Source organism: Pseudomonas arabinosi (assembly GCF_047758675.1).
GTDB lineage: Bacteria > Pseudomonadota > Gammaproteobacteria > Pseudomonadales > Pseudomonadaceae > Aquipseudomonas > Aquipseudomonas arabinosi.
This window is the reverse complement of sequence record NZ_CP180480.1, coordinates 1,241,879-1,259,823: the sequence shown is the minus strand read 5'-3', so window position 1 is coordinate 1,259,823 and position 17,945 is coordinate 1,241,879. Positions and strand designations below refer to the sequence as shown.

Here is a 17,945-nt window from a genome sequence, read left to right as displayed (position 1 = left end):
GGTCGGTTTTTTATTGCCTGCGATTTGGCTGTATAACCCGACCAAAACCCCGCGCAGGGAGCACATCCACCCACGGATGCGCTCACCCACCCCTCACTTATTCACCAAAATTGAATACAACCGGCTTCGGTGGCGGACATCCTTGTGGCGGCGGAAAGTTCTGCACACCCGCCTCGTCGTAACCGGTGTAGCAACCTACCAACTTGTCATCCTTGAAGTTGAAGCGCCGCTCGACCACGCCCGTAGGGTAATAGCAGACCTTCTCGCCCTCACGCCTGGCAGAAGCGTAGTCCTTGTATTCTTTTCCCTCGACGGTGATCAGGCGAAAACCCTGCATGGCCTCCGAACACTTCAACTGCCCGTTGGGGTAGTAGTCGTTGCGCGTGACCCGATCATCCGGGCCCAACAACACCTCGCGAACCTTCCGCCCATCTTTCTCGACCCGAATACTTTGCTCACTGCCAAAGAGATATTCGGCCTCATAGTCGAATTTGCCGTTATTAAAGCCGCCGCGCTGCTTGCCGCAGAGTTTGATGCTGGTGTATTTGCCATCCGCCACATGGCAATAATTTTTATCCTCGACCAACACGCCAGCTTCATCAAATGACTGAAGATTGCCGATCGGCTCGCCGGCTTCGTAGGTAGCGACCCTGTCGGGCTGCCCATTGGGGTGATAGTCACGAAACGCGCCGTCTATCGAACCGTTCCGCCATGAGACATCCGAACGCAGCACAACACCATCGTCGCTATAGGTCAGCGCTCGCCCCTCGATCTGACCATTGGCATAAGTGGCCGAATAGGTGAGCTTGCCATTGGCAGCATAAGTTTGCCTGAGCCCATCAAGAACATCGGCGCGATAGTGCTCAACCAGCCGCAGAACGCCTGCCGCATCAACCTCGCGCAACTCCCCTTGCTTTTTGCCGCCGACAAAGTTGACGGTCTGTACACGCCCGTCTTCAACCTTCAACTTCCAGGTGCCTTCCCGGACACCCGACAGATAACTGCCCTCACCCCACGTGGTTATCCAGTAACCCTGCTGTTTGCCCCGCACAAAATCGCCATGCAGGACAATCGCGCCATTACGCAGGCGCTCGGTAGGACCATCAGGCTCGCCGTGCTTGTAGGTATCGAATCCCGTCAGCTCGTCTTCACTGGAGCCCTCACGAACCGTCCAACGCCCCTCATAAAAGTCGTCGACAATCAGACCTTCGGAAACGGTCTCGCCGTCGCTGATAATCCAGCGGCCCTGACGCAACCCGTCCACGTAGGCACCCCTGGACTCATCACCCGAGTCTTCGACGATGACCCAGTCGCCAGACTGCTTGCCTTGAACAAATGCACCTCGCGCCAGCAGCCTCCCCTCACTCAGCAACACCGACACACCATCTTCTGTCCCTCTATAGCGCTTCGGATCGGCCTCCCAAGCCATCCGGCTAACCCGATAGGCAGAGCCGACATCATCCTCAGCGCGATAGACACGCTCGTACGTGAGCGTCAGCCAACGCCCCTCACGCTGCTCGAAAGTCTTTTTGTAAGTGTCGCGATGACCATCATCCGGCCCCTGCCCTGCGCTGGCCGGCACACCATCAACGCCGAAATACCCCACCAGTGTTCCACCAACAGGATCGAGCGCATCAAATTCGGCGACGCCGGTTTTCACCATGGACCGACCGTAGTCATAAGGCGGCAACTTGCCCAGCTCACGCTGGACCAGCGCGGCATTGAGGTTTTTTTGGCTGCTGGCGATTCGATCCAGTACTGACTGAAGCGTTTCGAGTCGGCGGTACTTGCCCGCCTGCGGGATGAATCGATAACCATGAAGGGCCGAGCGCCCCTGAGCCCGAGTCAACACAATCAACGTCTGGAGGTCGCCGTCGAGATTGGCATAGAACACCGACTCGACACTCGCATCTCCGTAGTTTTCCAGTAGCTGCGGCGCATCGCCGGGCGATTCACACACACAGGAATAAGCGCTGACCCCGCCCGCCTCACGAATAAACGCCAGCGTCGCGCCACTGTCCTGAGAACCCTTTATCACCGGGTGCGCCAGCGACTTTGCGGCATAAAACGGCTCGGCCGACGCCCAACCAGAAACCGAACAGCAAAAAACCGACAACAGTAAAAACGAACGCATACGAATCCCTTCGCGCTGGAAGCACATCAATTCAACAAACAAAAAAATGGCGAGCCGAACGGCTCGCCAGTCAATCAAACAGAGCTTAACGCCACGGCAAAATCGGAATCGCCGTCACCGCATTCTGCGGACTGCCTTCGATCACACGATCGCTATAGACCAGGTACACCAGCGTATTGCGCTTCTTGTCGAAGAATCGCACCACCTGCATGGTCTTGAACACCAGTGACGTGCGCTCCTTGAACACCTCGTCACCATCCTTCAATTCGCCTTTGAAGCTGATCGGCCCGACCTGACGACAAGCGATAGACGCTTCTGCGCGATCTTCAGCCAACCCCAAGCCACCCTTCACGCCCCCCGTCTTGGCCCGCGACAGGTAGCAGGTCACGCCCTCAACCTTTGGATCATCAAACGCTTCGACGACGATGCGGTCGTTCGGACCGACAAACTTGAACACCGTCGACACCTGACCAATCTCCTCGGCCGAGGCCAGCAGCGGCATCGCCAACAGCAGACCCAACAATCCTTTTGCCACGCGCATTCAGGTATTCCTTCAGACCAGGATCAGGTTATCGCGATGAACCAGTTCCGGCTCCGCCATGTAACCCAACAGACCGACAATCGCCTCAGACGACTGACCAATGATTTTTTGTGCTTCCAGCGCGCTGTAGTTGGCCAGGCCTCGGGCGATTTCACGACCGTCCGGCGCCACGCAAACCACCATCTCGCCACGACGGAAGCTGCCCTGGACCAGTTTGACACCCACTGGCAGCAAACTTTTGTTGCCTTTGGACAGCGCAGTCACCGCACCGGCATCCAGCACAAGCGTGCCGCGGGTTTGCAGGTGCCCGGCCAGCCATTGCTTGCGCGCCGCCAACAGGCCACGCTCAGGCGACAGCAAGGTGCCGATGCGCTCGCCCGCCTTGAGGCGATCCAGCACACGGTCAATACGCCCACCAACGATGATGGTATGCGCACCGGAGCGAGCCGCCAGCCGCGCAGCACGCAATTTGGTCTGCATGCCACCACGACCCAGCGCACCACCCGTACCGCCCGCCACCGCATCCAGCGCCGGATCGTCAGCGCGCGCTTCGTAAATCAGGTTGGCGTCAGGGTTGTTGCGCGGATCGGCGTCGAACATGCCATCGCGATCTGTGAGGATCACCAACAGATCAGCCTCGACCAGGTTGGCCACCAGCGCCGCGAGCGTGTCGTTGTCGCCGAAACGGATTTCGTCAGTGACCACAGTGTCGTTTTCGTTGATCACCGGAATAACTTTCAGCTCGACCAACGCGCGCAAGGTGCTGCGGGCGTTCAGGTAGCGCTTGCGGTCGGACAAGTCGTCGTGGGTCAGGAGAATCTGCGCGGTATGCCGGCCATGCTCGGCAAAGCTCGACTCCCAGGCCTGCACCAACCCCATCTGACCGATGGCGGCAGCGGCCTGCAACTCGTGCATCGCACTGGGTCGTACGGTCCAGCCCAAGCGACTCATGCCGGCCGCCACTGCCCCGGAGGACACCAGCACCAGCTCGACGCCAGCCTCATGCAAAGCCACCATCTGCTCGACCCAAACACCCATTGCCGCGCGATCCAGGCCCTTGCCGTCCGCCGTCAGCAAAGCGCTGCCGATCTTCACGACCCAACGCTGCGCACCTGTCACCTTGCTCCGCATCATCTTCAACCTTAGCTTGAGGACAGCGCGACCTGGCACTGCCCATAACGTTATTCGTGGTTATTCGTGACCAACTATCGATTTCCAGATACTAAAACGCCGCTCTAGTGAGCGGCGTTTAAGTTTATCGCAACGAATCAGTCACGCACGTAAATGATTTCCGGACCGTCTTCGTCATCCACATCTTCTTCGTCCCAATCATCGTCGCCGATGTCGTGGACCGACTTCACGCCGCTACGGCGCAGGGCACGCTGGTCATCCAGGGCCTGCAGCTGAGCACGGGCTTCGTCTTCGATGTTCCGATCGAGCTCGGCCAACTCTTCTTTGTAAACCGGGTCGTTAGCCAGGCGATCAGCACGGTCTTCCATGTAACGCATGATGTCGTGGCAAAGACGCTCGGTGCCCAGCTTGGAAATAGCCGAGATCACGTAGACCGGACCGGTCCATTCCAGGCGATCGACGATTTCCTTGACGCGAGCATCGTGCTCTTCTTCGAGGATCTGGTCGCACTTGTTCAGCACCAACCAACGATCACGCTCAGCCAGGGACGGGCTGAACTTGGTCAGCTCGCTGACGATCACTTCAGCAGCATCCGGGGCGCTGGCGTCATCGAGCGGCGCCATGTCCACGAGGTGCAGGAGCAAACGGGTACGCGACAAGTGCTTGAGGAAGCGAATCCCCAGGCCCGCGCCATCGGAAGCACCTTCGATCAGGCCCGGAATGTCCGCGACCACGAAGCTTTTCCAGCGATCGACGCTGACCACACCCAGGTTCGGCACCAGCGTGGTGAACGGGTAGTCGGCGACTTTCGGCTTGGCAGCCGATACCGAACGAATGAAGGTACTTTTACCAGCGTTCGGCAAGCCCAGCAGACCGACGTCAGCCAACACTTTCATTTCCAGCTTCAGATCACGCGCCTCACCCGGCTTGCCCGGAGTGGTCTGACGCGGAGCACGGTTGGTACTGGACTTGAATCGGGTGTTACCCAAACCGTGCCAGCCGCCGTGAGCAACCAACAAACGCTGACCGGCCTTGGTCAGGTCGCCAATCACTTCCTGAGTAGCGGAGTCGATGACAGTGGTGCCGACCGGAACGCGCAGGACCAGCTCTTCACCTTTCTTGCCGGTGCAGTCAGTACTGCCGCCGTTGGAACCACGCTCGGCATCAAAGTGCCGGGTGTAACGGTAGTCCACCAGGGTGTTGAGGTTTTCGTCGGCGATCATGTAGACCGAGCCGCCATCACCACCGTCACCGCCGTTCGGGCCGCCGTTTTCAATGAATTTTTCGCGACGGAAGCTCATGCAACCGTTGCCGCCGTCGCCGGCCTTTACTCGAATCGATACTTCATCAACAAACTTCATAACAAAACGCCTCTCGTCATACGGACGAGCCGAAAAACACTAAGACATAAGACTCTTGCAAAAATGAGCGCAGCGACCTCAATCAACGACCGCAAATCCAGCGCTGGAGCCCATCACAAACAGCTTTGCAAGAGACTCACCCCACAAACGAAAAAGCCCCGTCGCGAGACAGGGCTTTTCCAGCAACTACGTAATTATGCCGCGACGACTTCAGTCTTCGGGACAATGCTCACGTAACGGCGGTTGAAAGCGCCTTTTACTTCAAACTTGATCACGCCGTCGATTTTAGCGAACAGAGTGTGATCTTTACCCATGCCAACACCGTAACCGGCGTGGAATTGGGTGCCGCGCTGACGCACGATGATGTTGCCCGGAATGATAACCTGGCCGCCATACATCTTCACGCCAAGGCGTTTGGCTTCTGAGTCGCGACCGTTACGGGTACTACCACCAGCTTTTTTGTGTGCCATGAGTCAATTCTCCTAGTGAGGAATTAGGCTGAAATTAAGCCTGAATACCGGTGATTTTGATCTCGGTGTACCACTGGCGGTGGCCCATACGCTTCATGTGGTGCTTACGACGACGGAACTTGATGATGCGGACTTTATCGTGACGACCTTGGGAGATCACTTCAGCCACAACGGTAGCGCCAGCAACAACTGGAGCGCCGATGTTCACGTCATCGCCATTGGCGACCAACAGAACGCGATCAAAAGTAACGGATTCGCCGGTAGCGATTTCCAGTTTTTCGATCTTCAGGTATTCACCTGGGGCGACCTTGTATTGCTTGCCACCAGTAACAATTACTGCGTACGACATGGTATTTCTCCGATAATCCTGCTCACCCAGCTCTTTATAAGAAGAGGTATTGGCTGGCATGGCTGCATTGGGCTGGAAGGCCTGTTTGCAATTGCGTAAGGCAGGTGCTGCCCAGGAAGTTCAGGGTGCGCGATTGTACGCAAGCTGCCGGGGCGATGCAAGAGGCCGTCCATCGTACCTTGACACCTGCCGACGTGGGTCCTAGCATGCCGCGCAACCCTTCTGGAGCAACTGTCGCTGATGCAACCCCAAGCTTTCTACCGCGCGGTGGCGGACGATTTTAGCGCCGTCGACGGCATCATCAAGAAGCAGCTGACTTCCCGAGTGCCGCTGGTATCGAAAATCGGCGATTACATTACCTCGGCTGGCGGTAAACGCCTGCGCCCTCTATTAGTGTTGCTGTGTGGCAAGGCTCTGGGTCGCGAAGGCGATGACCTGCGCCTGCTGGCCGCAACCATCGAGTTCCTGCACACCGCCACCCTGCTACATGACGACGTGGTCGACATGTCCGGCATGCGCCGTGGCCGCTCGACGGCCAACGCCATGTGGGGCAACGCCCCTAGCGTGCTGGTGGGTGACTTCCTGTATTCGCGGTCCTTCGAAATGATGGTCGAACTGGGCTCCATGCCGGTGATGAAAATCCTTTCGCAAGCCACGCGCATCATCGCCGAAGGCGAAGTGTTGCAGCTGTCCAAGGTTCGTGACGCCAGCACCACCGAAGAAACCTACATGGAAGTCATCCGCGGCAAGACCGCGATGCTCTTCGAAGCATCAACCCACAGTGCTGCAGCGCTCTGCGAAGCGACATCGGAACAGTCAGAAGCCCTGCGTACATTCGGCGATCATCTGGGCGTGGCGTTCCAATTGGTTGACGACCTGCTGGACTACAAAGGCGACGCCGAGACCCTGGGCAAGAACGTCGGTGACGATCTGGCTGAAGGCAAACCGACCCTGCCGCTGATCTACACCATGCGCGAAGGCACGCCGGAGCAGGCTGCACTGGTGCGCAAGGCGATTCAGAAAGGCGGCATCGAAGACCTGGAAAGCATCCGCGAAGCCGTGGAAGCCTCAGGTTCGCTGGATTACACCGCGCAACTGGCCCGTGATTACGTGGCCCGCGCGATCAAATGCCTCGACGCGCTGCCTGCCAGCGAATACCGCGATGCACTGGTCGAATTGAGTGAGTTTGCGGTCGCCCGCACGCACTGATTTTTACAGCAAGATCAAAAGATCGCAGCCTGCGGCAGCTCCTTAGGGGCTGCGATCTTTCGCTGTCACCCCTCCTCCGCCTAAAACCCTATATAATGTGCGACTTTTAGCGATCCTCAATCCAAGGAGCTTTAGTGAGCACGTTGCCACCCTGCCCAAAATGCAATTCCGAATACACCTACGAAGACGGCGCCCAGCTGATCTGCCCTGAGTGCGCCCACGAGTGGTCCGCCAGCGGCGAAGCCGAAGCAGTGTCCGATGACACCGTGAAAAAGGATTCGGTCGGCAACGTCCTGCAGGACGGCGACACCATCACCGTGATCAAGGACCTCAAGGTCAAAGGCACGTCGCTGGTGGTCAAGGTCGGCACCAAGGTCAAGAACATCCGCCTGTGCGATGGTGATCACGACATCGACTGCAAGATCGACGGCATCGGCCCGATGAAGCTCAAATCCGAGTTCGTCAGAAAAGTCTGAGCCTGCTGTATTCCATCCCGCGTCCTGCGTGGGATGGTGCTTCATCCTCCCCGCTTCGCCCAACAATCCCTCGCAATAGCCAAACGCCAGCCGTTTTGACCTTACGCAACCTTTACCCTTAAAAAAACACAAACTGCCAATAGGTCCTTGCTATTTGATGAATAAGAATTATTCTCATTGAAACCCAATCAATGGAGATGAGACCCATGACTTATTTGATCGATGCCTGGCTGGACCGCCCACACCCTTACCTCAGGATCCTGCATCGGGAAACCGGGGAAGTCTGTGCGGTGCTTGAAGAAGAAGCCTTGAACGAGCTGCAGGATCAGGGCGATCTGGACGTCAACGGCTTGAGTTCCAGCGAGCCGGTGGTGCTCAAGGAACTGGTGCGCAATCTGTTTCTGTTCTGCTATGCCCGGGCATTGCGCCCGACAAGCGAACTGCACCACAAGATCGAAATATGAGACGCCGCAAAAAACTGTGGGAGCGAGCTTGCTCGCGATGACTGGCTAGCATTCAACATCTCTGTCAACTGATAAGCCGCTATCGCGAGCAAGCTCGCTCCCACATTAGCCCGACGTAGCATCGGGCCAGGTCTTACAGAACGTCGAGCAGTTCGACGTCGAATACCAGTACGCTGTGCGGCGGAATGCTGCCAACGCCTTGAGCGCCGTAAGCCAGTTCGCTCGGCACGTACAGACGCCATTTGCTGCCGGCGTTCATCAGTTGCAGGGCTTCGGTCCAGCCAGCGATCACGCCGCCAACCGGGAATTCTGCAGGCTGACCACGATCGTAGGAGCTGTCGAACACAGTGCCGTCGATCAGAGTGCCGTGGTAGTGAGTGCGCACTTGATGTTCACGGGTTGGCTTGGCGCCTTCACCTTGAGTCAGCACTTCGAATTGCAGGCCGGAAGCCAGGGTGGTGATGCCGTCACGCTTGGCGTTTTCAGCCAGGAATGCCAGGCCTTCGCCAGCAGCGGCTTCAGCTTTGGCAGCTGCTTCAGCTTGCATGATTTCGCGAATGACTTTGAAGCTCGCGGACATTTCTTCCTGACCCACACGGCTTTCCTTGCCGGCGAAAGCGTCGGTCAGACCTGCCAGGATCGCGTCCAGGCTAACGCCCGGTGGCGGGTTGTCGCGCAGTTGATCGCCCAGCTGACGGCCAATACCGTAGCTGACGCGGGTTTCGTCGGTGGACAGATTTACTTCGGACATGACACTGCTCCGCTGTGCGGACAGCCCTGGAACTTGCCGTGCGTACACAGCGCGCCCCGGAGCGCCCGGAACCAAAAGGGCCAGCAGACTAGCACAGATGCCATTGTGTTGATGAGGGGCGTCAGTGCTGACACCCGATCGGGACCTTCAGACTCTCTTCGGTGCTGCCCCCCAGCCCGCACATTTCATCATGAACCGAGGTGTGCACAAGGTTGAATGGCAAGTTGGGGAAGGAATGAAGCAATTCACGCGCATGCTCGACCGAACGCAGATGAAACGTCTGGCCGCGGGCATCACTCAATGGATACGCCGCGCCATGCATCCGCGCTTCCAACAGGTAGATCCCGCCTTCCATCGAGATCAGGTTGAGCTCATCAACCTTCCCGGCGATGGCATAGGCATTCAACTCTTGCAGGTTCATGAACACACCTCACACAGTGGCGAGCCAAGATCCTTACAGGCATAGGCCTCGGCGCATCAAAGTACAAGCCACAAACGACACCGCCCGTCTGTTTCGCAACAGACGGGCGGTTGGGTATAGCGATAAAACGATCAGTGCTTGGTCAGCTTATCCAGATAACCCATGGCAAACGCCGAAATCACGAAGGTCATGTGGATGATGACGTACCACTTCAAATGCTCGGGATCGACGTTCTTGGCGTCCATGAAAATGCGCAGCAGGTGGATGGACGAAATGGCCACGATGGAAGCGGCCACCTTCATCTTCAATGAAGAGGAATCCATGGTGCCCAGCCAGTTGAGCTTTTCCTTGTCGTCATCGATATCCAGTTGGGAAACGAAGTTCTCGTAACCGGAAATCATCACCATCACCAGCAAACCGCCTACCAGCGCCATGTCGATCAGTGACAGCAGCACCAGAATCAGATCCGACTCGGCCATCGAGAACACGTTAGGGATGACGTGGAAGACTTCCTGGAAGAATTTCAGCGCCAGGGCCAGCAGCCCAAGGGAGAGACCGAAGTAGATCGGCGCCAGCAGCCAGCGGCTGGCGTACATTGCATTTTCGATAAAGCGTTCCATTAAATCTCACACATTGGACTGGAAATGTCCGCGAGTATACCAGCCACCTGTCTATACCCAGAAGCAGCCGGAAACCATCGGGAAATCCGCAACCTGCGCGTGTGTGACAAGGTTTTTCTGCTAGTGTCCAAAGCATTGACAGCTCAGCGACATCGGACAGGAAGACGGGAAATGGATGTGCGATTGCCTTTAACGAGCGCCGGAATTTGCCTGGCTTTGCTGATGAGCGCTTGCTCACCCAGCGATGAGAAGCGCCAGGTCAGCCTCGAGGAAAAGACTGCACAGTTCGAGAAGTCTCTGGATGCGATTCAGGACCCAAAACTCAAGGAAGCCGTGGCTGAACTCGGCGGCTCACTGTTGTTGCTCGAGCGTGCGCAACTCAAGCTCGACAGCAAACCGGTGGAAACAGAATATGGCGAGGACGCCCTCGCCGTCCTCAAGCACTACCCCACCCCACAAGCCTTGGTCGACACGTACATCAACGGTCTGTTCGTGCTGTACAAAGATTCCAGTTCTGACTATCTGACCGACCTGCAACCGGTGTTCCCCTTCAACTTCAACATTCCGGCCGCGTTTCTCTTTCCCCATAGTCTTGAATGGCAGTCGGTGACTCTGAGCAACAAACGCGTCATCCCGTTTCAGCCGGAATGGTCTGAAACCGATCCTGGAATTCAACTGAGCCCATCGAGCTCAAACCTGACCAACCCCGACGACCTGACGGTGACCTACCCCTTCATCGATGGTCTGGATGTCGAAAACAAGAACCAGCCACAACCGGTGAGCCTGCAAGGCAAGGTGGAAGTGATCGCGCCGCGCCGGCTCTACAGCTTCGACCTGACGAAAAAGGACGTTGGCCAGACTCGCACCAACGACAACCTCAGCGTCACCCTGCTGAACCTTGCAAACAACTACGCCGAAATCGAATTCAACAACAGCGCGCCACAGGCCCCCGAGCTCGGCGAAACACCGCTGAACCCGCTGATCGTCCAGGCCAAGGACAGCACCGGACAACTTCTCTCGCGCTCAGGCTCGATCAACGAAACGGCAGCACAAATAGCCTTCTATCAAAAGCAACTGGCGAAAATGCAACAGCAGAAAGCCTGGAGCGAGAGCTTCGAGAAACAGATCGAGGAAGAGCATCGCGCCTTTGAGAAGCAACAGAGCCACCAGTATTCCAAGGTGTACTTCAACGGGCCGATCGAAACGCTTGAGGTCAGCGTACTGGACTTTTCAACCGCCACGGTGACCCGCAAGGACCTGAACCTGCCGGTACTTCGCTTCGACCCACACACCACGCAAAAGACCATCCAGCCGCTGACGCTGCCAGTGGTGGTGTACGACGACCAGGCCCCGATCTGGCTCAAGGGCGCCACGCTTGGCGAGGAACAACTGAAAAAGAGCGTCAGCATCAGTCAGTCGGTCGAAGACCCCAGCGCCGCGCGTATCGAGTTCGATCACCCCAAAAGCTTCAATGATGAGCTGCTCGGCACCTCCTTCAGCCCCGGCGAAAGCCCGGTCAGCTTCTTTACCGAGGACGGTAACGGCAAACGCGATGAGCCGATCGAATTGCCGCCAGAGGCTTACCAGGTCGATCCCTTGCGCGGCACCATCACCTACGACTTGAACCTGTTTCCAGAAACTCCGGCTTATGCGGTGGGCTCCATGCCGCTGTTTCTCGCCACCGTCGAAAAGAAAACCATCGACGCCCACCAGTTGCCCAAAGGCCTGGCGCTCAAAGGCAATGCGCTGGTGGTTGATCTGAAACAGTTTCCCGCCCAGGACTGGCGTTTCTTCGCCAAGGACGACAGCGGCAATTATCTGAAGGAGATTCTTTCGGTCAGCCACGATGCGAGCGCAGAAGGCCCGGCATTATTGGGGGTGCATTATTTCTACGGGCAGCCTGCCCGTCTGGAAACCTATCAACGAACCGATCTCTCCACCGTGCAATATGGCTTCGAGGTCAAACTCGACAAGGCGGACACGTCCAGCCTTGCTCAATAGCCTGTTCAGTGCTCGGGCCGAAACTCGAAACCTCCAGGGTTGCGGCAGCGGCCACCATTGATTTCCCGCAGCTGGGCTTGCAGGTGCAGGCACCAGATTTGCGGATCATCGGCCAGCTCATAGCCGTGCAGGGTGAGACTTTCAACAATGGTGTCGAGGATCGACTCAGCCACAAAAGGACCATGAAACGGGCCCTGGGCTTTGATGGCAGAAGGTTGTTCGCCGGCCATTCCAGCAGCGAAGAGTAAGGTCCACATGCCCGTATCCCCCGCCAATGGGCGGATGGCACACTCGATACGGGTCACAAGGCCCAGGCATTGACGGGTGAGGCAGAGGTTGCGCGACATGGCGGCGACCCTCGGTAGATCCGGTGTTCAGCCCCCACGGGAGGGCTGTCTCGATCCAGTGATTACTGTCGATATCCTTGACCTGAGAATAGAGGAAAAGTCTGACTAGCACGTCAAGTTAGACCAGAAGGCGCCGAATGGTCATTGTGTGAATATTGACGCCAGAGTGATGGCACTTTTTTCAGCGTTCACTTAATACAAGTGTGGGAGCGAGCCTGCTCGCGATAGCGGACTTCCGGCCAACACATGTGTTGGATGGCAGTGCCTCATCGCGAGCAGGCTCGCTCCCACAATGGATCGGTGTGATCCTTCAGATCGGTCAGGCCGGCTTGGCCTCGACCAGTGCTTCCTGTGCAGCTTCTTTCTCGGCTTCCTTGAGGTCTTCTTCGCTGATCATTTCTGCGATGACCCGCAAGCGTTCCACCACCCGCGCGTTAACGCTGCCTTCTGGGAACTGGCCATCGGCATCCGGCGCACCGGCCGGCTCGCCGACCAACAGGCTCAGGGCTTCATCAGCCTGGCGCACGGCGTAGACGTGGAACTGCCCCGCACGCACCGCCGTCAGCACTTTCTCGTCGAGCATCAGCGTGGCAACGTTGGCGTGGGGAATGATTGCGCCCTGCTCACCGGTCAGTCCGCGGGCTTCGCAGAGCCGGAAGAAGCCTTCGATCTTCTCGTTGACCCCACCCACCGCCTGCACTTCACCGAACTGGTTGATCGAGCCGGTGATCGCAAAACACTGCTTGAGCGGGGTTTTCGACAACGCCGAAATCAAGGTGCAAGCCTCGCCCAGCGATGCACTGTCACCATCGACGTAACCGTAGGATTGTTCCAGGGCGATACTCGCGGAAATCGCCAGCGGGAATTCCTGGGCGTAACGGCTGCCCAGGTACCCGGTGAGAATCATCACGCCTTTGGAGTGAATGGGCTGACCGAGGTTGACCTCGCGCTCGATGTCGACGATGCCGCTACCGCCCGGATAGACCGTGGCGGAAATCCGCGCCGGCACACCGAACGCCGAGTCGCCGACCTCCAGCACTGTCAGCCCGTTGCATTTGCCCACCGCCGCGCCGTCCGTGTCGATCAGGATGATCCCGGCCAGCATGTCATCGAGAATCCGCGCCGAGACGCGCCCGGTACGCGTGGCCTTGGCCTTGAGCGCACGTTCGATGTGCCCGGCGTCGGTCATTTCATCACTGGCCAGTTGGCGAATGAAATCCGCCTCGCTGACCAGTTGGAACAGATCACCGATCCGCGCCGACAAACGCCCCTGGTGCTCAGCCAGGCGAGCACTGTAAGTCGCCAGGCGTGCCACCGCATCAGCGGTCAGCGGCGCCATGCCTTCTTCGGAGGTGCGGGTTTTAAGTAACTGGGCGAACTGCTCCAGGCTTTCGTCGACCATCGGAATGTCTTCGTCGAAGTCCACCAGGACGCGGAACATCTCCTGGAAGTCCGGATCGAGGTCCTGCAGCGTGTAGTAGAGCTGTCGGGCGCCGATGATGACCACTTTGACCTGCAACGGAATGTGTTGCGGAGTCAGGGTCACGGTGGCGAAACGGCCCATCTCGCCCAGCGGCGATTCCATTTTCAATTTGCGCGATTGCAGCGCGCGTTTGAGTGCATCCCACACAAACGGCTCGCTGAGCATTTTTTCCGCTTCGAGAATCAGGAAGCCGCCGTTGGCGCGGTGCAGCGCACCCGGACGCAACTGTCGATACGTGGTGTAGAGCGCGCCCTGATCGGTGGTGTACTCGATGCGGCCGAACAGGTTTTCGTAAGTCGGGTGCGGCTCGAAGACCACTGGCGCACCGCCGCTGAACGGATGACCGACCACCAGGCTCGGCGCGTATTGCTCTTCCAGCAGCTTGCGGGCGATGGCGTCGGTCTTGCTGTCGTCCACCAGTTGCTCGACCACGGTCTTGAGCAGGTACACCTGCATGGCTTGCAGGTAACCGCAGACCGCCGCGTTTTCCGCATACTTCTCGGACAACGGAGAAAGCAATGGCTGCAAGGCCAGGGTGATGGTTTCTTCGTTGAGCTGGCGCAGTAGATTGCTCGACTCACGCTTCCATTGCGGCAGGCTGGCGAGTTCTTCGTTCAGCCGCTCTTCCAGCCACGAAATGTCGTCGTGAAAACGCTCGCGATCGGCTTCCGGCAACTGGGCAAATTCGGCTTCGTCCACGGCCTTGCCTTCGCTCATCGGCGTAAAGGCGATATTGGTACTGTCGCGGTACAGCGCAACGTCCTTCTCCAGCGCCAGGCGCTCGATCACGTCCAGCGCCTTGTCGTAACGCTGGTTGAAGGCGCGGTCGATGGCGCTTTTCTTCTGCTGATAGGACGGGTGCTCGAACACGGCCGGGAAAGTCGCCAGCAGGTTGTCGATCAAGCCGTTGATGTCTTCGATAAAGGCGCCAGCGGTGCCCGACGGCAACTCCAGCGCGCGAGGTTCGCGAGGATCATCGAAATTGTTGACGTAGACCCAGTCCGCCGGGGTCTGCAGGCGTTTGCCTTCGGCTTTCAGGTAGCGTTTGACGAACGAAAACCGGCCGGTGCCGGGCTCGCCCATGACGAATACGTTGTAACCGGGGCGTGGCATTGCCACACCGAACTGCAAGGCTTCGACCGCACGTTCCTGGCCAAGCACACCGCGGAAGGGCTCCAAATCATTGGTGGTAGAGAAGCTGAACTGTTCAGCGGAAAACGGACGGGTCAGCGCTTCGGGCGCTAGACGCAAGCTGGCAGCAACAGGATCAGGCATCGGGCTTCCTTACATCAGGCGGGGCAGATAGCGGCATTCTGGCGCTGCCCATACCTCACTTGCAAGGCGCGCCTCTAGCCAAAGCATAGACAAAGCGGCATCTCCAGGCGGGACGGGCCTAAATCAATGTTTTCAACGAATGTTTCGCAAAAAATCACGGAACCTGCGGAACGTGCCTAAACTCCAAACTGCGCGGCTGGAACAATAACCGGCCCACTGGCGCCAGATCGGGCCAGACCCCTGTCCATTGGTATGCACATAAAGAGAACAAAGCTATGAAACGGATTCTTCTCGGTACTCTCTTCACCGCTGTATCCATCAACGCCATGGCTCAGGCGCCAGGCGGCCCGGACTGCGGTTGGGGCAACATGCTGTTCGAAGGTCAGCGTGGCACCCCGGCTCACTTCCTGGCATCCACCACCAACGGCACTTCCGGCAACGCAACGTTCGGTATGACCTCGGGTACCAACGGTTGCTCGACTAATGCGTCGCTGACCTATGGCGGCAAATCCTGGATTGCCATGAATGGCATGATGAACGAGCTCTCTGAAGACATGGCAAAAGGTCAGGGCGAAGCGCTGACCACTTACGCCGTGGTACTGGGCGTGGCGCCGGAAGACCGTGCGCATTTCGCCGCCGTCACTCATGAGCACTTCCAGCAGATCTTCAGCAAGGCTGACGTGACCGCTGACGACGTGCATACCAACACCCTGGCCGTTCTGAAGAGCGATCCTCGTCTGGCCAAGTACGCTACGCAAGCTTAAGCTCGACATGCCCGCTCCTTCTCGGAGCGGGTTTTATTTTTTGAACCTGGCCCTTTTGGCCTGCCCCTTTGGGTTTTTGTTCCTTTCGACTTAAGTTGCTCACTATGCTCAAACGCCTTGTCTGGCTGGCGCTCTGTGTCTGCGCCCCGCTGTCTGCCACGCCCAAAATCGACAATCAACGTTTGCAGCAATTGGCCAATGACCCCTTCTGGATTTCCCTGGGTCACTACGAAACCGCCAAACTCGGCGGCTGGCGCAGCTATGTCAGCGACAAAAAATTCTTCCTCGCCGCCGATGGCAATGAACATCCTGACCGTGAACTGGCGGCGACCGTGCAAGCGCTGTACGCCCCGGCGAGTGCCGGTGAAAAGCATGCGCAATGCGTCTACCCGGCCCGCACCCGTTGGCTGAAGGCGCAGCTCAAGTTGAACGATTTGCCGACACTGGACTGCAGTGAATTCAAGCAATGGTTCAAGGATGTTTCGCCCCACAGTGCGGTGATGATTTTCCCGGCGGCGTATCTGAACAGTCCGTCATCGATGTTCGGCCACACATTGCTGCGCATCGACCAGGCCAATGTGCAGAGCGATCAAACTGCCCTGCTCAGTTATGCAATCAACTTTGGCGCGTACATCGAAGGCTCGGACAACAGCATCCTGTATGCCTGGAAAGGCTTGATGGGCGGCTATCCCGGCTTGTTTGCGCTGGTGCCGTATCAAGAAAAACTCTCGGAGTACCGCAGTCTCGAGAACCGCGATCTGTGGGAATACCGCCTCAATCTGACCCAGGCAGAAACCGAGCGCATGGTCGAGCACGTCTGGGAGCTCAAGCAGATCCAGTTCGATTATTTTTTCTTCGATGAAAACTGCTCTTATCGTCTGCTGGAATTGCTGCAAGTCGCCCGCCCGAGCCTGCGATTGACCGAACAGTTCCCGCTGACCGCGATTCCTACGGACACCGTCAAAGCGGTGAAAGAAGCCGGACTGGTGGAGTCCATTCAGTATCGACCGTCTCGCGAACGTGAACTGCTGAGCCGCGCCGAGCCGTTGACCCATGAAGAAGAGGAATGGGTGCTGAAAGTCAGCGCCGACCAGAAGCAACTGCAAGAGCCGGCGTTCAAGGCTCAACCCAAGGACCGTCAGGCGCTGATCATCGACGCGGCCTATCGCCTGGAGCGCTACCGCGCCAACGGCCAGGAACGCGATCCGCAACGGGCGCAGCGCAGTTTTGAATTGCTGCGGGCGATCAACCAGAACCCGGCACCGGAACTGGACATCCCGCAACCCGGCTTGCCCGAGGACGGCCATGAATCGCGCACCTGGCAGGCCGGCATCGGCACTCGGGGCGACAAGGCGTTTGGCGAGTATGGCTTGCGCATGGCGTATCACGACCTCAACGACAACGCCGAAAGCTTCCCCCTCGGCGCGCAGATTGAAATCCTGCAAATGAAACTGCGCCAGTACGAAGGCAATCACTGGCAGTTGCAGCAATTGGACCTGGCGACCATCCGCTCCCTGACCCCGCGCAATGAATTGCTGCAACCACTCTCGTGGCAAGTCACCGGCGGCCTGGAGCGCGTGCCGGGCAAGCATGACGACGAAACCCTGGTCAGCCACGTCAATGGCGGTGGCGGCGGGACCTGGCAACTGGGCGACGACATGCTTGGCTTTGCTTTGGGCACCGTGCGCGTTGAGCACAACAACGACTTCGCCGGCTTCATCGCCCCGGCAGCAGGCTTCAACAGCGGCGTGCTGTGGAAAAACCCGCTGGGCAACTTCAGCCTGGAAGCCAAGGGCGACTTCTTCACCAACGGCGAAGTGCGCCGTAGCGTGAGTCTGAACCAGCAGTGGGAATTATCGCGCAACCTGGGTTTGCGCCTGAGTGCCCAGCGCGAATTCAGCCACCTGGCTTCGCCCGAGAACGAAGTGATGCTTGAGGTGAAGTGGTATCACTACTAGCTCGAAAACACCGCAATTCCCATGTGGGAGCGAGCCTGCTCGCGAATGAGGAGTATCAGTCGACATCAATGTTGGCTGATCCACCGCCTTCGCGAGCAGGCTCGCTCCCACAGTTGTACTGAGGTGTTGAATGGTTTTTTCACAGACCTTCTACAAACACCTCACGAATCCACTCCTAGACTTCTCCCAT

17 protein-coding genes are annotated in these 17,945 nt (G+C 57.9%); 6 read left to right on the top strand and 11 right to left on the bottom strand.

Annotated elements, in window-relative coordinates:
- Positions 1-97: 97 nt before the first annotated feature.
- The 6 genes from ACMXYJ_RS05750 to rplU form a co-directional block, all read right to left on the bottom strand.
- Positions 98-2,212: a toxin-antitoxin system YwqK family antitoxin gene (locus ACMXYJ_RS05750; protein WP_415759071.1), complete on the bottom strand. Its 2,115-nt coding sequence runs from the start codon at positions 2,210-2,212 to the stop codon at positions 98-100.
- Positions 2,213-2,219: 7 nt separating this feature from the next.
- On the bottom strand, positions 2,220-2,675 hold the full coding sequence (locus tag ACMXYJ_RS05745; RefSeq protein ID WP_415759070.1) for a CreA family protein: 456 nt from the start codon (positions 2,673-2,675) through the stop codon (positions 2,220-2,222).
- A gap of 12 nt (positions 2,676-2,687) precedes the next feature.
- Entirely contained in the window at positions 2,688-3,806 is a 1,119-nt protein-coding gene (gene proB, locus ACMXYJ_RS05740; RefSeq protein ID WP_150658343.1) for a glutamate 5-kinase, read from the bottom strand.
- 137 nt (positions 3,807-3,943) lie between these two features.
- Positions 3,944-5,167 (bottom strand): Obg family GTPase CgtA, encoded by a 1,224-nt coding sequence (gene cgtA, locus ACMXYJ_RS05735; RefSeq protein ID WP_415759069.1) that lies wholly within the window; start codon positions 5,165-5,167, stop codon positions 3,944-3,946.
- A gap of 194 nt (positions 5,168-5,361) precedes the next feature.
- Positions 5,362-5,637 carry a 50S ribosomal protein L27 gene (gene rpmA / locus ACMXYJ_RS05730; RefSeq protein WP_003215862.1) on the bottom strand — a complete coding sequence of 92 codons (276 nt, stop codon included), beginning with the start codon at positions 5,635-5,637 and terminating at the stop codon, positions 5,362-5,364.
- Positions 5,638-5,671: 34 nt separating this feature from the next.
- On the bottom strand, positions 5,672-5,986 hold the full coding sequence (gene rplU / locus ACMXYJ_RS05725; protein WP_003176051.1) for a 50S ribosomal protein L21: 315 nt from the start codon (positions 5,984-5,986) through the stop codon (positions 5,672-5,674).
- A gap of 240 nt (positions 5,987-6,226) precedes the next feature.
- On the opposite strand from rplU, the gene ACMXYJ_RS05720 reads away from it, so the two are divergent.
- The 3 genes from ACMXYJ_RS05720 to ACMXYJ_RS05710 all read left to right on the top strand — a co-directional run bounded on the left by ACMXYJ_RS05720 (position 6,227) and on the right by ACMXYJ_RS05710 (position 8,135).
- Positions 6,227-7,195, top strand: a complete 969-nt coding sequence (locus ACMXYJ_RS05720) for a polyprenyl synthetase family protein (RefSeq protein ID WP_033054288.1) — start codon at positions 6,227-6,229, stop codon at positions 7,193-7,195.
- 134 nt (positions 7,196-7,329) lie between these two features.
- Positions 7,330-7,671 carry a zinc ribbon domain-containing protein YjdM gene (locus ACMXYJ_RS05715; protein WP_008154270.1) on the top strand — a complete coding sequence of 114 codons (342 nt, stop codon included), beginning with the start codon at positions 7,330-7,332 and terminating at the stop codon, positions 7,669-7,671.
- Between the two features lie 206 nt (positions 7,672-7,877).
- Positions 7,878-8,135: a PA4570 family protein gene (locus ACMXYJ_RS05710; protein WP_008154268.1), complete on the top strand. Its 258-nt coding sequence runs from the start codon at positions 7,878-7,880 to the stop codon at positions 8,133-8,135.
- Between the two features lie 133 nt (positions 8,136-8,268).
- Here the strand turns inward: ACMXYJ_RS05710 and ACMXYJ_RS05705 are convergent, their stop codons facing one another.
- The 3 genes from ACMXYJ_RS05705 to ACMXYJ_RS05695 all read right to left on the bottom strand — a co-directional run bounded on the left by ACMXYJ_RS05705 (position 8,269) and on the right by ACMXYJ_RS05695 (position 9,927).
- Positions 8,269-8,886, bottom strand: a complete 618-nt coding sequence (locus tag ACMXYJ_RS05705) for an FKBP-type peptidyl-prolyl cis-trans isomerase (RefSeq protein ID WP_415759068.1) — start codon at positions 8,884-8,886, stop codon at positions 8,269-8,271.
- Between the two features lie 121 nt (positions 8,887-9,007).
- Positions 9,008-9,307 carry a DUF6482 family protein gene (locus tag ACMXYJ_RS05700; protein WP_415759067.1) on the bottom strand — a complete coding sequence of 100 codons (300 nt, stop codon included), beginning with the start codon at positions 9,305-9,307 and terminating at the stop codon, positions 9,008-9,010.
- Positions 9,308-9,438: 131 nt separating this feature from the next.
- Positions 9,439-9,927, bottom strand: a complete 489-nt coding sequence (locus tag ACMXYJ_RS05695) for a TIGR00645 family protein (protein ID WP_033054284.1) — start codon at positions 9,925-9,927, stop codon at positions 9,439-9,441.
- 171 nt (positions 9,928-10,098) lie between these two features.
- Between ACMXYJ_RS05695 and ACMXYJ_RS05690 the strand changes: the two genes are divergently transcribed.
- Positions 10,099-11,928: a hypothetical protein gene (locus ACMXYJ_RS05690; protein ID WP_415759066.1), complete on the top strand. Its 1,830-nt coding sequence runs from the start codon at positions 10,099-10,101 to the stop codon at positions 11,926-11,928.
- Between the two features lie 5 nt (positions 11,929-11,933).
- Here the strand turns inward: ACMXYJ_RS05690 and ACMXYJ_RS05685 are convergent, their stop codons facing one another.
- Both ACMXYJ_RS05685 and ACMXYJ_RS05680 read right to left on the bottom strand, forming a co-directional pair.
- A complete protein-coding gene (locus ACMXYJ_RS05685; RefSeq protein ID WP_046048783.1) occupies positions 11,934-12,275 on the bottom strand; it encodes a hypothetical protein in 342 nt (113 codons plus the stop codon).
- A 319-nt stretch (positions 12,276-12,594) separates the two neighbouring features.
- Complete coding sequence (locus ACMXYJ_RS05680; protein WP_415759065.1) at positions 12,595-15,033, bottom strand: Lon protease family protein; 2,439 nt, start codon at positions 15,031-15,033, stop codon at positions 12,595-12,597.
- A gap of 275 nt (positions 15,034-15,308) precedes the next feature.
- On the opposite strand from ACMXYJ_RS05680, the gene ACMXYJ_RS05675 reads away from it, so the two are divergent.
- Both ACMXYJ_RS05675 and ACMXYJ_RS05670 read left to right on the top strand, forming a co-directional pair.
- The gene (locus ACMXYJ_RS05675) at positions 15,309-15,797 is read left to right on the top strand and encodes a DUF3015 domain-containing protein (protein WP_008154254.1); all 489 of its coding nucleotides are present in this window, start codon (positions 15,309-15,311) and stop codon (positions 15,795-15,797) included.
- A 104-nt stretch (positions 15,798-15,901) separates the two neighbouring features.
- Entirely contained in the window at positions 15,902-17,755 is a 1,854-nt protein-coding gene (locus tag ACMXYJ_RS05670) for an Lnb N-terminal periplasmic domain-containing protein (protein ID WP_415759064.1), read from the top strand.
- The last annotated feature ends 190 nt before the right edge of the window (positions 17,756-17,945 follow it).